The 13,443-nt window shown below is 74.4% G+C and carries 12 protein-coding genes, 4 tRNA genes and 1 riboswitch; of the genes, 13 read left to right on the forward strand and 3 right to left on the reverse strand.

Features of this window, described 5'->3' with window-relative positions; translation table 11 throughout:
• Positions 1–156: 156 nt before the first annotated feature.
• Entirely contained in the window at positions 157–1,110 is a 954-nt protein-coding gene (locus tag KRH_RS05655; RefSeq protein ID WP_012398229.1) for an ornithine cyclodeaminase family protein, read from the forward strand.
• A 642-nt stretch (positions 1,111–1,752) separates the two neighbouring features.
• On the opposite strand, the gene KRH_RS05665 is transcribed toward KRH_RS05655, so the two are convergent.
• The 3 genes from KRH_RS05665 to KRH_RS05675 form a co-directional block, all read right to left on the reverse strand.
• Positions 1,753–1,827, reverse strand: a tRNA-Val gene (locus KRH_RS05665).
• Between the two features lie 36 nt (positions 1,828–1,863).
• Positions 1,864–1,934: transfer RNA gene (locus KRH_RS05670), tRNA-Cys, on the reverse strand.
• Between the two features lie 58 nt (positions 1,935–1,992).
• Positions 1,993–2,065 (reverse strand) — tRNA-Gly (locus tag KRH_RS05675).
• Between the two features lie 287 nt (positions 2,066–2,352).
• Here KRH_RS05675 and KRH_RS05680 point away from each other — a divergent pair.
• From KRH_RS05680 to KRH_RS05740, 12 genes are all read left to right on the forward strand, one after another.
• Positions 2,353–2,424: transfer RNA gene (locus KRH_RS05680), tRNA-Val, on the forward strand.
• A 325-nt stretch (positions 2,425–2,749) separates the two neighbouring features.
• Positions 2,750–3,667 (forward strand): hypothetical protein, encoded by a 918-nt coding sequence (locus KRH_RS05685; RefSeq protein ID WP_012398231.1) that lies wholly within the window; start codon positions 2,750–2,752, stop codon positions 3,665–3,667.
• A gap of 48 nt (positions 3,668–3,715) precedes the next feature.
• On the forward strand, positions 3,716–4,465 hold the full coding sequence (gene def / locus KRH_RS05690) for a peptide deformylase (RefSeq protein ID WP_012398232.1): 750 nt from the start codon (positions 3,716–3,718) through the stop codon (positions 4,463–4,465).
• An 11-nt stretch (positions 4,466–4,476) separates the two neighbouring features.
• Positions 4,477–5,400 carry a methionyl-tRNA formyltransferase gene (locus tag KRH_RS05695; RefSeq protein ID WP_041297574.1) on the forward strand — a complete coding sequence of 308 codons (924 nt, stop codon included), beginning with the start codon at positions 4,477–4,479 and terminating at the stop codon, positions 5,398–5,400.
• Entirely contained in the window at positions 5,397–7,058 is a 1,662-nt protein-coding gene (locus KRH_RS05700; RefSeq protein WP_012398234.1) for an RsmB/NOP family class I SAM-dependent RNA methyltransferase, read from the forward strand. Before KRH_RS05695 ends, KRH_RS05700 begins: the two co-directional genes overlap by 4 nt.
• A gap of 59 nt (positions 7,059–7,117) precedes the next feature.
• Positions 7,118–7,783 (forward strand): ribulose-phosphate 3-epimerase, encoded by a 666-nt coding sequence (gene rpe, locus KRH_RS05705; RefSeq protein WP_012398235.1) that lies wholly within the window; start codon positions 7,118–7,120, stop codon positions 7,781–7,783.
• A gap of 61 nt (positions 7,784–7,844) precedes the next feature.
• A riboswitch (FMN riboswitch) is annotated at positions 7,845–8,020 on the forward strand.
• A 144-nt stretch (positions 8,021–8,164) separates the two neighbouring features.
• Positions 8,165–8,872, forward strand: coding sequence for a nicotinamide riboside transporter PnuC (gene pnuC, locus KRH_RS05710; protein ID WP_041297351.1), 708 nt, complete (start codon positions 8,165–8,167; stop codon positions 8,870–8,872).
• Positions 8,869–10,341: a bifunctional diaminohydroxyphosphoribosylaminopyrimidine deaminase/5-amino-6-(5-phosphoribosylamino)uracil reductase RibD gene (gene ribD, locus KRH_RS12640; RefSeq protein WP_088610664.1), complete on the forward strand. Its 1,473-nt coding sequence runs from the start codon at positions 8,869–8,871 to the stop codon at positions 10,339–10,341. Before pnuC ends, ribD begins: the two co-directional genes overlap by 4 nt.
• A 160-nt stretch (positions 10,342–10,501) precedes the next feature.
• A complete protein-coding gene (ribB, locus tag KRH_RS11760; RefSeq protein ID WP_012398238.1) occupies positions 10,502–11,923 on the forward strand; it encodes a 3,4-dihydroxy-2-butanone-4-phosphate synthase in 1,422 nt (473 codons plus the stop codon).
• Positions 11,920–12,636, forward strand: coding sequence for a GTP cyclohydrolase II (locus KRH_RS05730; protein WP_012398239.1), 717 nt, complete (start codon positions 11,920–11,922; stop codon positions 12,634–12,636). Before ribB ends, KRH_RS05730 begins: the two co-directional genes overlap by 4 nt.
• Complete coding sequence (gene ribH / locus KRH_RS05735) at positions 12,633–13,103, forward strand: 6,7-dimethyl-8-ribityllumazine synthase (protein ID WP_012398240.1); 471 nt, start codon at positions 12,633–12,635, stop codon at positions 13,101–13,103. The genes KRH_RS05730 and ribH overlap by 4 nt, the downstream gene beginning before the upstream one ends.
• A 63-nt stretch (positions 13,104–13,166) precedes the next feature.
• Positions 13,167–13,430, forward strand: coding sequence for a phosphoribosyl-ATP diphosphatase (locus KRH_RS05740; RefSeq protein WP_012398241.1), 264 nt, complete (start codon positions 13,167–13,169; stop codon positions 13,428–13,430).
• Positions 13,431–13,443 lie beyond the last annotated feature (13 nt).

Consider the following 13,443-nt stretch of genomic DNA (forward strand, 5'->3'; position numbering starts at 1 on the left):
CGGTGAGCACGGGGGACGACGCCGCCGCGTGGTGTCCCCCGCGGGCCTCACCCTGCTCCGCTGCCCCGTTCGACCGGCCGGTCGTGCGGGGCAGCGGCGTCCCCGGGCTCGCCGAGCGCGCGCCCGCCCGTCCCACCACTTCAGGAGAAACCCCGCATGACCCAGCCCCAGCAGAGCACCTCGGAGAGCACACCGCGGTGGTTTACCGCCCAGCAGATCCTCGACGCCGTGAGTCCGCGGCGGGCCCGCGAGCTGCTGGCCGAGACCCTGCGGAGCGGTTTCCGCCCCGAGGAGGATCCCGCCCGTGACAACGTGGCGGCGGGGGAGGGCCACATGCTGCTCATGCCCTCCGTGCTGGGGCCATGGAGCGGCATCAAGGTGGCCTCGGTCTCTCCGGGCAACCCGCAGCGGGGCCTGCCACGGATCCAGGCGACCTACCTGCTGCTGGACACCGCCACCCTCACCGTGCGCGCCATGATGGAGGGCAACGCGCTCACCACGCTGCGCACACCGGCGATCTCCGCACTGGCCGCCGAGCACCTGGCGGCCCCGGGGGCCCGCACCCTGATGGTGTTCGGCACCGGTCCGCAGGCGCTGTCCCACATCGAGGCGTTCGCGGACGTCAGGGCACTGGACGAGGTGGTCGTGTGCGGGCGGTCCCCGGAGAAGGTCGAGGCGGCCCTCGAGCACGCACGGTCCCTCGGGCTGACGGCCCGTGCGGGTGACGCGGACGAGGTGGGCTCGGCGGACATCGTGGTGTGCGCGACCTCGGCGTCCCAGCCGCTGTTTGACGGGACGCTGGTCCGGGACTCAGCGTGCGTCGTCGCCATGGGATCCCACGAGCCCGGCGCCCGGGAGCTGGACGACGCACTGATGGAGCGCGCCCAGGTGGTCGTGGAGGACCGCGGGACCGCGCTGCGGGAGGCGGGGGACGTCATCCAGGCAGTCGCCCACGGGGCGCTGCAGGAGGACGCGCTCGTGCCGCTCGCGGACGTCGTCGCGGGACGCGCGGCCGTGGCCGAGGACCGGCCGCGCGTGTTCAAGTGCGTGGGGATGAGCTGGCAGGACCTCGCGGTGGCGGCCGGCGTGCTGGAGGCCGCGGCCGACTGATCGCCGCCCGGCTGGACGCGGGGCCACCCAACGCTAGACGGCCACGCGCCGGGGCTACGGAACGCCTGACGACTGGACGCCGGGGCCACCGAACGCCCGCGGCCGGAGGTGGCCGGGCGGCGTCGTGCCCGCCCCGCTCACGCCTCCCCGGTGGGAGCGGCGCGGGGTCTGCGGTACGCCCGGATGATGCTCGCACGCCCTTCCGCCCCGAGCGCGGCGATGCGGGCCCTGGTGACACTGCTCGACGACCCGCGGCGCCCGGTGGTGGACTGTCTGGAGGTTGCGCAGGCGATCTCGGCGGGATTCCCCGCCGCGCCCTGCCCGGACCGCGCTGCTGCGTCCGGGGAGCCGGCGAACGAGGAACCCCTCGTCCAGGGCCTGCTCGTCCAGCTGGGGTGACCGGCGAGGGCCCCAGCACGAGGCCACGCCGTCGAGCAGCGCGGCGGGAACGGAGGCCCCCTCCAGGGAGGTGGTGGTGCGGCGCGCCATGGAGGGGATGGTCAGCTACGACTGGCTCACCCGGATCCTGCGGGCCCTCGGTCACGCATCGCACTCGATGGACTGCGCCGGGCCGTGGGAACGGCGGCCGAACAAGCCCCAGGCATGAGAAAACCCCGGAACATCGGTTCCGGGGTTTTTCTCTGGTGCGCGATACTGGGATCGAACCAGTGACCTCTTCCGTGTCAGGGAAGCGCGCTACCGCTGCGCCAATCGCGCTCGCCGTCCAGTGCACTGGACGGGGTGGTTGCACCGAGGTGGAGACGGGATTCGAACCCGCGTAGACGGCTTTGCAGGCCGCTGCCTAACCACTCGGCCACCCCACCGGGGACCAGATCCTTGGAGGACAGGGTCTCAGGTCTCGACCAGGGGTCGAAAACTGCGAGCGGACGACGGGAGTCGAACCCGCGACCCTCACCATGGCAAGGTGATGCTCTACCAGCTGAGCTACGTCCGCATTGTTGGTCGTCCGGTCCCCGGCGATGCCGTGTTCCGTTCTTCCGAGCGGAAACATTATCACAGGTTCTCGCGCTTCCCGCCTGCTGCGACTTCCGATCGTTTCCGTCCGGTGGGCCTGGCCTGCGGGGCGTTGCCAACGAGGAAGAACACTACCCACACCCGGGGGCCCGGGCAAATCGGGGTTCGGTCCGCGCCGACGACGGTGGGGCGGCCGGGGTTCCGTGGGGCATCCGGGGCGGATTTGCCGATCCTGGATCATGTGTTCTAGAGTTTTCAACGTTGCAAGCGCGATTGGCGCAGCGGTAGCGCGCTTCGTTCACACCGAAGAGGTCACTGGTTCGATCCCAGTATCGCGCACGGAACGACGAGAAACCCGGTCCCGGAAGGGGCCGGGTTTTTTCGTGCCCGCACCACCGTTCGGTTCCGCATCCCGTTCAGCTCCGCACCCCGCTCCGGCCCGCTGCGCCGGGAGCCGGCTCCGGTGGCGGTCCGCCCCTGATCGTACCCACCGGCTGTCGACGCCGCCCCCGCACCGTCCCGCCGGGCGTTCCCCGAAACCGCGGGCACCGCTGAGCCGGCCCCGCGCGCTCTGTGACGGGGGCACCCGCCCGCGCCGCGGCGTCGTCGTCCGGGGCCGGGCTGCGCGCTGTCCGTGTCTGCGCGCGTTCCTACGCTGGATCCCATGACGCAACCTCGTTTGGCCCAGTCCACGCCCACCGGTCGCATGTACGCGCGCAGGGAGGGCGGGGATCTCGAGGTGCCCTCCATCACCACGATCATCGGCTGCGAGGCGAACGACCTCGGCGGCTGGTACGGCTACAGCGCGGCCCAGGCCCTGGCCACGGACCCGCAGCTGCCGGAGGCCCTGCGGGACTCACGCCGCCGCCGTGCCCTGGTCAACCACGCGGCCAAGGCCGCCGAGCGCCACCGGGACCAGGCCGCGCAGCGCGGTGACCGGGTGCACGACTACTGCGAGCAGCTGGCCCTGCGCGCCATGGGGCGCGAGCACGACGTGGAGCGGGCCCGTGCGGACCTGGAGGAGCACCACGAGGCGCGGTTCGCGGACAGCGCGGACCAGTGGTGGGAGCTCTACCGCCCGGAACCGCTGGCCGCGGAGATCACGGTGTGGAACTCCACCGTGGGCTACGCCGGAACCCTGGACCTCGTGGCGCGGATCGGCGGGAAGGTGTGCCTGATCGACTACAAGACCAAGGGCACGGACCGTACCGGGCGCGTGAAGGCCCCGGACCCCAAGGTGGTCACCCAGCTCGTCGCGGGCCTCAAGGCCGAGGAGTCGCTCGTGGACGCCGCCACCGGGCAGTGGGAGCCGTGGCCCTACGGGGATGCGGAGGTCCTGATGGCCGTGGCCATCGGCGAGACGGAGGCGCTGAGCGTCCAGGCGGTGGGCGAGCACCTGCCGGCCCACTGGTACAAGTTCTGCGCGCTGGCCAAGGTGTGGGCCCGCGCCGCGCAGCTGGAGGCGGCCGGCCCGCAGCTGCGCAGCATCGCCCCGCCGCCGCTCGAGGGTCGGCCCACGGGCCGGGTGTCCGCACCGGTGGGCACCGCGGCCCGGACCGTGGCCGGGCCCGCCGTAGACTGAGTTCCGCTGTTCGCACCCGCCCCATCCACGCTAGGAGAGCATCAGACGGTGAGTATTCTGCGCATCCGCACCATCGGGGACCCGGTGCTGCGGACCCCGGCCCAGGAGGTCCCGCAGTTCGACGAGTCCCTGCGCACGCTGGTGCGGGACATGGTCGAGACCATGTACGCCGTGGGCGGTGTCGGCCTGGCCGCGCCCCAGGTGGGAGTGGGGCTGCAGATCTTCACGTGGGGCATCGAGGGGGACGAGGGCCACGTGGTCAACCCCCGGTTGAGCGTGGGCCACGAGCCACAGGACGGCGGGGAGGGGTGCCTCTCGGTGCCCGGCCTCTCCTACGAGACGCCCCGCATGGACAGCGCCACCCTCACGGGCGTGGACATGCACGGCCGCCCGGTGCACCGGGACGCCACTGGTCTGCTGGCCCGCTGCTTCCAGCACGAGACCGACCACCTTCGGGGCACGCTCTACGTGGACCGGCTGGAGGGCGAGCACCGCAGGGACGCCATGCGGCAGCTGCGCGGGGAGGCCTTCCGCGCCACCGCCGAGCGGATCGCCCGGGAGCGGGACGAGCAGCGCGGCGTCGCCCCCCGTCCCGCCGGTGACGCGCCACGGGCCACCGGGGCCGCGGCGTCCTCGTTCGTCCGGTCCCCCGACGACGCCGCGGGGCCCGGTTCCGCGTTCGGACGCGCCTCCGGCCCGGGCGCGTCCCGCACACGGCGCGGCGCTAGTTCGTCCGGCGGCGCACCGCGCGCGCAGCACGGGGCCGAGCAAACCCGACGCCCGGGAGGTGCACGATGAGCGGGACCGCACTGCCGATCGTCTACGCGGGCACCCCGGAGACCGCGGTGGCACCGCTGGAGGCGCTGCACGAGGATCCCCGGATCGAGGTGCGCGCCGTGCTGACGCGCGAGGACGCGCCCGTGGGCCGCAAGCGGGTCATGACCCCCTCCGCGGTGGGGCGGCGCGCCGAGGAGCTGGGCCTGCCCGTGCTCAAGGCCAACCGCGTGACCCCCGAAGTGCAGCAGGCCCTGCGGGCCAAGGGCGCCCGGATCGGTGCGGTGGTGGCCTACGGCGCCCTGCTGCCCCGCCCGGCGCTGGACGTGTTCGAGCACGGCTGGATCAACCTGCACTTCTCCCTGCTCCCGCAGTGGCGCGGGGCCGCCCCGGTGCAGCGCGCGCTCATGGCGGGGGACACCGTGGTGGGCGCCTCCACGTTCGTCCTGGACGAGGGCATGGACACGGGCCCCGTGGTGGGCACCCTTACGGACAAGGTCCGCGAGGAGGACACCGCCGGCACCGTGCTCGCGCGCCTGGCCCGCGAGGGCTCACCGCTGCTCGCGGAGTCCCTCCTGGGCGTGGCCTCCGAGGCGGTGCATCCCGAGGCCCAACGGGGCGAGCCCAGCGCCGCCCCCAAGCTCACGGGCGCGGACGCCCGGATCACGTGGCAGCACCCCGCGGTGGCGGTGGCACACCACGTCCGGGGCGTGACCCCCGAGCCCGGAGCGTGGACGGAGTTCGAGGGCCAGCGGCTCAAGGTGGACCGCGTGGTCCCCGCACCCGGCGTCACGGGCATCGCCCCGGGTCACGTGGTGATCCGGGAGAAGCGGGTCTACGCGGGAACCGGGTCCTACGCGGTGGAACTGACCCGCGTGCAGCCCGGCGGCAAGAAGCCCATGGCGGCCCTGGACTGGGCCCGGGGCACACAACACAGGGAACAGGTGGCGTTCACATGAGTCAGGACCGCAGCACCCACGGGTCGGGCAGCTCGCAGAACCCTCGAGGCCGCGGCTCCTCGGACCGTCGTGGTCCGTCCAACCTGCGGGGCGGCGCCACGGACCGCCCCGGTGCACCCGGTGACCGCCGCGGCCGGGAGAACCGTGACGGGGCGGCGTCGACCGGCTCGCGCCGCAACGCCAAGGGCCACGAGCGCAACCGGCGGGCCCAGCACGAGCGGGCCTACTCCGCGCAGGCGCCGGGACAGCGGCGCCGCCAGTCCGATCCGGCCCGGCTGGCCGCGTTCCGCGCGCTGCGGGCGGTGACCTCCGAGGACGCCTACGGCAACCTGGTGCTGCCCGGGCTGGTGCGGGAGCTGCGCCTGGACCGGCGGGACGCCGCGTTCGCCACGGAGCTGGGCTACGGCGCCATGCGCTTCAGCGGCACGTGGGACGCCGTGCTCGCCGAGTGCGTGGACCGCCCCCTGGAGCAGCTGGACCCCGCGGTGCTGGACGCCCTGCGGCTGGGCACCCACCAGCTGCTGGCCATGCGCGTGCCAGACCACGCGGCGCTCGACGCCACGGTGGGCCTCGTGCGCGGGGAGATCGGGCAGGGGCCCGCCGGGCTCGTCAACGCGGTGCTGCGCAAGGTCGCCCGCCGCAGCCAGGAGGAGTGGTTCGAGGCCCTGGAGGCCGAGCAGCCCGACCGGTGGCGCCGCATGGGCATCCGCCACGCCCACCCCGTGTGGGAGATCCGGGCCCTGCGCCGCGCGCTGCGTGCCAACGGCCGGGACCCCGAGGAGATCACGGCCCTGCTGGAGGCGGACAACGAGGCACCGCGCGTGCACCTCGTGGCCCTGCCCGGGCTCGGGTCCCTGGAGGGTGCGCTCGAGGCCGGTGCCGAGCCCGGGGACCTCGTCCCGGGAAGCGCCGTGAGCGGTGGCGGGGACGTGCACCGCGTCCCTGGCACCCGAGAGGGCGTGGTGCGCGTCCAGGACGCCGGCTCGCAGCTCGTGGCGCGGGTGCTGGCCGCCGCAGACGTCACCGAGGACTCCGGGCGCTGGGCGGACCTGTGCGCCGGCCCCGGTGGCAAGGCCGCACTGCTGGCGGCACTGGCCCACGAGCGCGGGGCCCACCTGCTCGCCAACGAGGTGAGCGAGCACCGCGGTGAGCTCGTGCGCCAGTCCCTGCAGCCCGTGCCCCGCGACGCCTGGGAGGTGCGCACCGGTGACGCCCGTGAGGTCCCCGGCTGGCACCCGGGGGGCTTCGACCGCGTGCTCGTGGACGTGCCCTGCACCGGGCTGGGGGCGCTGCGGCGCCGCCCGGAGGCCCGGTGGCGGCGCACACCGTCCGACGTCGCGGACCTCGCGACCGTCCAGCGGGAGCTGCTGCGCGCCGCGGTGGACGCCACCCGCCCCGGGGGCGTGGTGCTCTACGCCACGTGCTCGCCGCACACCGCCGAGACCCACGACGTCCTGCACGACCTGCTGGACGAGCGCACGGACGTCACGGTGCTGGACACGGCACACCTCGCCGCACGCGCCGCCCTTCCCGGTGCCCTCGACGGCGACCGCGCCGTGCGCCACGAGGTCCCCGGCGGCGGCTCGAGCGTGCAGCTGTGGCCGCACGTGCACGGCACCGACGCGATGTACATGGTCGCGCTGCGCCGCACCGCCTGACCGGGGGCCAGCGCGCCCACTCGTCCCGCCCACTCGACCCGCCACGCAGGAGGAACCCCATGACCCGCTGTGACATCCACCCGTCCATCCTCTCCGCCGACTTCTCCCGCCTGGGGGAGGAGCTGCAGCGCATCAGCACCGCGGACGCCGCCCACGTGGACGTGATGGACAACCACTTCGTCCCCAACCTGACCCTGGGCCTGCCCGTGGTCGAGCGGCTGCAGGCGGTCTCGCCCGTGCCGCTGGACCTGCACCTGATGATCGAGGACCCGGACCGCTGGGCGCCCGCGTACGCCGAGGCGGGCTGCGCGTCCGTGACGTTCCACGCGGAGGCCGCGGCCGCCCCGGTCAAGCTGGCCCGGGAGCTGCGGGCCGCGGGCGCGAAGGCGGGACTCGCGGTGCGCCCGGCCACGCCCGTCGAGCCGTACCTGGACCTGCTCCCGGAGCTGGACATGCTGCTCGTGATGACCGTGGAACCGGGCTTCGGCGGCCAGAAGTTCCTGGACGTCACGCTGCCCAAGCTGAGGCGGGCGGCGCAGGCCGTGCGCGCGCACGGCGGCACCGTGGCGCTGCAGGTGGACGGCGGGATCACCGAGGAGACGATCGTGCGCGCGGCCGAGGCCGGCGCGGACACCTTCGTGGCCGGTTCGGCCGTGTACGGCGCGGAGGATCCCGGTGCGGCGATCGAGGCGCTGCGCGGCACCGCACGGCGTCACATGGGCTGAGGGCGAACCCCTCCCACCCCGGCCACGGCGCGTGGGTGACGCGTGGCATACTGGCAGGAGCAACGTGTTCCGGGGTCGGTGCAATTCCGAACCGGCGGTGACAGTCCGCGAACCGTGAACGCCGTGCACGCGGGACCCCCTCCGTCCAGGAGGCAGTGGTCCGGCTGGTGCGGGGTGAACGGCCGAACCGGTGGAATTCCGGTGCCGACAGTACAGTCTGGATGGTAGGTACACGTGGGCACCGCGATCCCGCGGCGCATCAGCAGTGCGGGTGGGCCCCTGAGGGTTTTTCCGTGGTGCCGTCCGCCGCACGGCTCCCACCGTGCACGTGCTCCTGACTCCCCGGAACCACTGATTCGTGGCGGGTTGAGAGGAGACACCGTGGACGTCCTGCGTTGGTTGTTCGACGCGCAGCTGCGAGTGGGCGACGGCTTCATCCTGTGGCGCGAGGTGCTCGGCAACGTGTTCGGGCTGCTGTCCGCACTGGGTGGGATGCGCCGGAAGGTCTGGGCGTGGCCCGTGGGGATCGTGGGCAACGCGATCCTGCTGACGGTCTTCCTGGGGGCGGTCTTCGAGACCCCCAATCCCGTGAACCTCCTGGGCCAGGCGGGGCGGCAGATCATGTTCATCGCCGTGTCCGTGTACGGCTGGGTGCAGTGGCGCCGCTCCCGGGGTGCCCAGCAGGAGGCCGTGACCCCGCGCTGGGCCTCGGGCCGGCAGCGCATCCTGCTGGTGGGTGCCATGGTGCTCGGCACCGCCGCACTGACCCCTGTGTTCCGCGCCCTGGGCTCCTACGAGCCCGTGTGGGCCGACGCCTGGATCTTCATGGGCTCGCTGCTCGCCACCCTCGGCATGGCCAGGGGCTGGGTGGAGTTCTGGCTGTTCTGGGTGCTCGTGGATGTAGTGGGCGTGCCCCTGCTGTTCTCCGCGGGCTACTACGCCTCCGGCCTGATGTACCTGTTCTACGGGGGGTTCACGCTCGCGGGCTTCTTCGTGTGGTGGCGCGTCAACACGCGCCAGCGCCGGGCGGCCACGATCGGCACGGGCTTCCCGGACCTGCAGCTCTCGGTGAAGGACGACCGCCCGTGAGCGCCGCCGACGACGCCGCGGGGCCGGCCCCCGCAGGTCCCAGCGGTTCCGCACGGGGTGGGCACGCGCCGTCCTCCGCTGCCGGGGTGGCAGCGGAGGGGACGCCTGATTCGGCCGCCCCCGAGGTGCTGCCCACGGCTGACCGGACGACCCGCGACCGGGCGGTGGACCCCGCGTCCGATGCCACCTTCACGGCCGCCGAGACCGCCGGGATGCGGGCCGCCCTGGCCGCGGCCGCCCGCGGTGTGCGCGGGGCGAACCCCGTGGTGGGTGCGGCCCTGCTGGGACCCACCGGACAGCTGCTGCACGTGGGGCACCACCGGGGGGCCGGCACGCCCCACGCCGAGGTGGACGTGCTCCAGCAGGCCCGTGCGGCACGGACCCCGTTGGAGGGGTCCACCCTGGTGGTCACGCTGGAGCCGTGCCACCACACGGGACGCACCGGTCCGTGCACGGCGGCCGTGGAGGCGGCCGGGGTGCCCCGCGTGGTCTACGCCCTCGCGGACCCCACGGCCGAGGCGCGCGGGGGAGGGGCGGCACTGCGCTCCCACGGCGTCCACGTGCGTGCCGGGCTCCTCGCCGACGAGGCCCGGGAGCTCAACGAGCGATGGCTGCGCGCCCGGGAGCAGGCCAGACCGTTCGTAAGCCTCAAGATCGCCCAGAGCCTCGACGGCCGGGTGGCCGCGGCGGACGGGACGAGCCAGTGGATCACGGGGCTCCCGGCCCGGGCTGAGGGCCACGCGCTGCGCACCCGGGTGGACGCGATCCTCGTGGGTGGCGGCACGCTGCGCGGCGACGACCCCGCCCTCACGGCACGCGACGCCGAGGGGGCACCGTGTGCACGGCAGCCCCTGCGCGCGGTGATGTCCACCAGGCCGGTGCCCCCGGAGGCGCGAATCCGCGTGGGCACGGCGCACGACTTCACGGCCGCCGACACCGCCGCACGGAGCCCGGTCCCGGGCACGGACGCGGGCTCCGCAGCCCCGACGTGGGGCGCGGCCACCGAAACCTCAGCGCAGGCCCCGGACGCCGAGACCTCGATGCCGGGCCCGGGGGCCGGCTCCCCGTCCCTGGCACCGAGACCGGACGCCGTCACCGCCACTCCCGCCGCCTCCGCCCCGGCCACTTCGGGCCCGGCCGAGGGGCTCGACGGGCGGTTCGTCCACCTGAGCACTCACGACCCCCGGGAGGCGCTCACGCGGCTGCGGGATCTGGGAGCGGCCCACGTGCTCGTGGAGGGCGGGCCCACGGTCGCCGCCGCGTTCCTCGCCGCGGACCTCGTGGACGAGCTGTGGCTCCACCAGGCCCCGCTGCTGCTGGGCGACGGCGCGGCCTCCGTGGGTGCGCTGGGCATCGGGACGCTGGCGGCGGCGTCGTCGTGGCGCGGTGATCCCGTCGGGGTGCAGGACGGTCCCGTCGCGGCCGTGGGCGAGGACCTGCGGTGGCACCTGCGCCCCGCACCCCGTTGACGTCCCACCCGGGTGACGCCGCGCCCCGGTGACGCCCCACCCCGCCGGGACGGCGTGCGCACCGCCCCGCCACCACCGACCACGGCGCCGTTCCACGGCGCCACCAGATCAGGAGGACCGCAGCGTGCCGCCGGCACGGCGAGGTCCGAGGAGAGTGCTCGTGTTCACAGGAATCGTCGAAACCCAGGCCACCGTGGAGCGCGTGGAGCGGCTCGCGCAGGACGCCGCCAGGCTCCACCTGCGCGCGGGGGCGCTGGTCGCGGATCTTCCCCGGGGCGGCTCGCTGGCCGTGAACGGGGTGTGCCTGACCGCGGTGCCCGGCGAGGACGCGGGAGCGGCCACGTTCACCGCGGACGTCATGGGGGAGACCCTGCGCCTGACCACGCTGGGCCGGCTGGGCCCGGGCGAGACCGTGAACGTGGAGCGCTGCACGGCGGCCGGCCAGCGTCTGGACGGGCACGTGGTGCAGGGCCACGTGGACGGCGTGGGCACCGTGGTCCACCGTGAGCGGCACACCGGGTGGGACACGGTGCGGGTCGAGGTGCCGGCGGAGCTCGCCCGCTACACCGCCGTCAAGGGCTCGATCGCCGTGGACGGGGTGTCCCTCACGGTCACGGCGGTCAGTGCACCGGGCGAGTCACCGGCGTGGTTCGAGGTGGGCGTGATCCCGGAGACCCTGCGGGTCACCACCCTGGGGGCGCGGGCCGAGGGCGAGGCCGTGAACCTGGAGGTGGACGTGCTCGCGAAGTACGCCGAGCGCCTCGCGGCCTGCGCGGCCCCGGTGGCGCAGGCCGTGCGGCTCGACCCGGTCCCGGACGCGGTCGCGGCCATCGCCTCGGGGGCCGCGGTGGTGGTCGTGGACGATGAGGACCGCGAGAACGAGGGGGACCTCGTGTTCGCCGCCCAGCACGCGAGCCCGCCGCTCATGGGCTTCACCGTGCGCCACAGCTCGGGGGTCGTGTGCGTGCCCATGACCGGGCCGCGGGCGGACCAGCTGGACCTGCCTCCCATGACCGCGCACAACGAGGACGCCAAGGGCACCGCCTACACCGTGACGTGCGACGCGAAGGTGGGAGTGTCCACCGGGATCAGCGCCCGGGACCGCGCCCTGACCGCCCGGCTGCTCGCCCAGCCGGGCACCTCCGCCGCGGACCTCACCCGCCCCGGCCACGTCCTGCCGCTGCGCGCGGTCCCCGGGGGCGTGCGCGAGCGCCCCGGACACACCGAGGCCGCCGTGGAGCTCGCCCGCCTGGCCGGGTGCGAGCCCGTGGGCGCGATCGCCGAGATCGTCGACGACGCCGGTGAGCCCCGCCGCGCGCCCGCCCTGCGCCGCTTCGCGGACGAGCACGGACTCGTGATGATCAGCATCGCCGACCTCGTGGCCCACCTCGACGCCGCCGACCGCCGCGCCGCTGAGCAGTGCGCGCCCGACCGGGACGCCTCGGACCGGGACGACGTCGCCCGGGAGCGGTCTCGCCCGACCGTGCAGGACTCGCCCGTGGCCGCGTCCGACGCACGGTACGGTGCCGGCCGCGCCGCCGCGGACGCGGTGAGCGGTGCGCAGCGGGGTGCCGGCGCATGAGCCGAGTCCACAACGGCATGGGCCGGGGCACCGAGGAACGCGGACGGCGTCGTGCGGGCGCGGCACCGGGCGGCACGCACGCCCCGGTGCTGGAGCACTCCGAGCCGGTGACCGTGCCCACCGACCACGGCACGTTCTCCGTGGTCGGCTGGCGGGTCCCGGAACGCTCGGGGGCACCCGCGACCGAGCACGTCTCCCTCTCCGCGCCCCCGCCCGCGGGGGAGGAGAAGCTGGCGCCGCTCGTGCGGCTGCACTCCGAGTGCCTCACCGGGGACGTATTCGGGTCCTGGCGCTGCGACTGCGGACCCCAGCTGCACCTGGCGCTGGAGCGGATCCACACCCACGGCGGCACCGTGCTGTACCTGCGCAACCACGAGGGCCGCGGCATCGGCCTCGTGAACAAGCTGCGGGCCTACAAGCTCCAGGACGCCGGGGCGGACACCGTGGACGCCAACACCATGCTGGGGCTGCCCGCCGAGGCCCGCGACTACACGGCCGCCGCCCGCATCCTCACGGCCATGAACCTCACCACGGTCCGGCTGCTGACCAACAACCCGGACAAGGTCAGCAAGCTCGAGGCCCTCGGGATCACCGTGGCGGACGTGCTCGCCCACGAGGTCAGCCCCCGCACAGAGAACGTCGACTACCTGCGCACCAAGCGCGACCGCATGCACCACCACCTCACCCACCTCGCACCAGGAGAGAACTCATGAGCGGACACGGAGCACCCACCACCGACGCCACGACCCTCGACGCCTCGACGCTGCGCGTCGCAGTGGTCGCCGCCAGCTGGCACACCACCATCATGGACGGGCTGCTCGACGGTGCCCGGCGCGCGCTCGCGGACGCCCGCGCCGGGCACGTGGTGCAGGTGCGCGTGCCCGGCAGCTTCGAGCTGCCCGTCGCGGCGAGCCGGCTCGCGGGTGACGTGGACGCGGTGGTCGCGCTCGGCGTCGTCGTCCGCGGGGGCACCCCGCACTTCGACTACGTGTGCCACGCGGCCACCTCAGGGCTCACGGAGGTGTCCGTGCGCACCGGGACCCCGGTGGGCTTCGGGCTGCTCACGTGCGACACCGAGGAGCAGGGCCTGGACCGTGCCGGGCTCGAGGGCTCCCACGAGGACAAGGGCTACGAGGCCGCCCACGCCGCACTGAGCACGGCACTGACCCTGGGGTACTGAGCGGCATCCCCCGGCGGCGGGCCCGCGTTCGGGGCAGGGGGACACACCCATTACCCTGGGAGGGTGAAAACCTTTGAAGACCTCTTCGCCGAACTCAGTGCCAAGGCCGCCCGCCGACCGGAGGGCTCCAAGACCGTCGCGGAGCTCGACGCGGGCGTGCACGGCATCGGCAAGAAGGTCGTGGAGGAGGCCGCCGAGGTCTGGATGGCGTGCGAGTACGAGTCGGACGCCGAGGCCGCCGAGGAGATCTCCCAGCTGCTCTACCACGTGCAGGTCATGATGATCGCCAAGGGCATGAGCCTCGAGGACGTCTACACGCACCTGTGAGCCGCCCCGCGAG

Origin of the sequence: Kocuria rhizophila DC2201 (assembly GCF_000010285.1) — a bacterium.
Taxonomy (GTDB): Bacteria; Actinomycetota; Actinomycetes; order Actinomycetales; family Micrococcaceae; genus Kocuria; species Kocuria rhizophila_A.

Excerpts from the sequence above, each read along its gene's own strand:
- KRH_RS05730 (WP_012398239.1), top strand. The coding sequence starts at position 11,920 with ATGAGCCGAGTCCACAACGGCATGGGCCGGGGCACCGAGGAACGCGGA.
- KRH_RS05685 (WP_012398231.1), top strand. The coding sequence starts at position 2,750 with ATGACGCAACCTCGTTTGGCCCAGTCCACGCCCACCGGTCGCATGTAC.
- KRH_RS05655 (WP_012398229.1), top strand. The coding sequence starts at position 157 with ATGACCCAGCCCCAGCAGAGCACCTCGGAGAGCACACCGCGGTGGTTT.
- rpe (WP_012398235.1), top strand. The coding sequence starts at position 7,118 with ATGACCCGCTGTGACATCCACCCGTCCATCCTCTCCGCCGACTTCTCC.
- KRH_RS05700 (WP_012398234.1), top strand. The coding sequence starts at position 5,397 with ATGAGTCAGGACCGCAGCACCCACGGGTCGGGCAGCTCGCAGAACCCT.
- ribH (WP_012398240.1), top strand. The coding sequence starts at position 12,633 with ATGAGCGGACACGGAGCACCCACCACCGACGCCACGACCCTCGACGCC.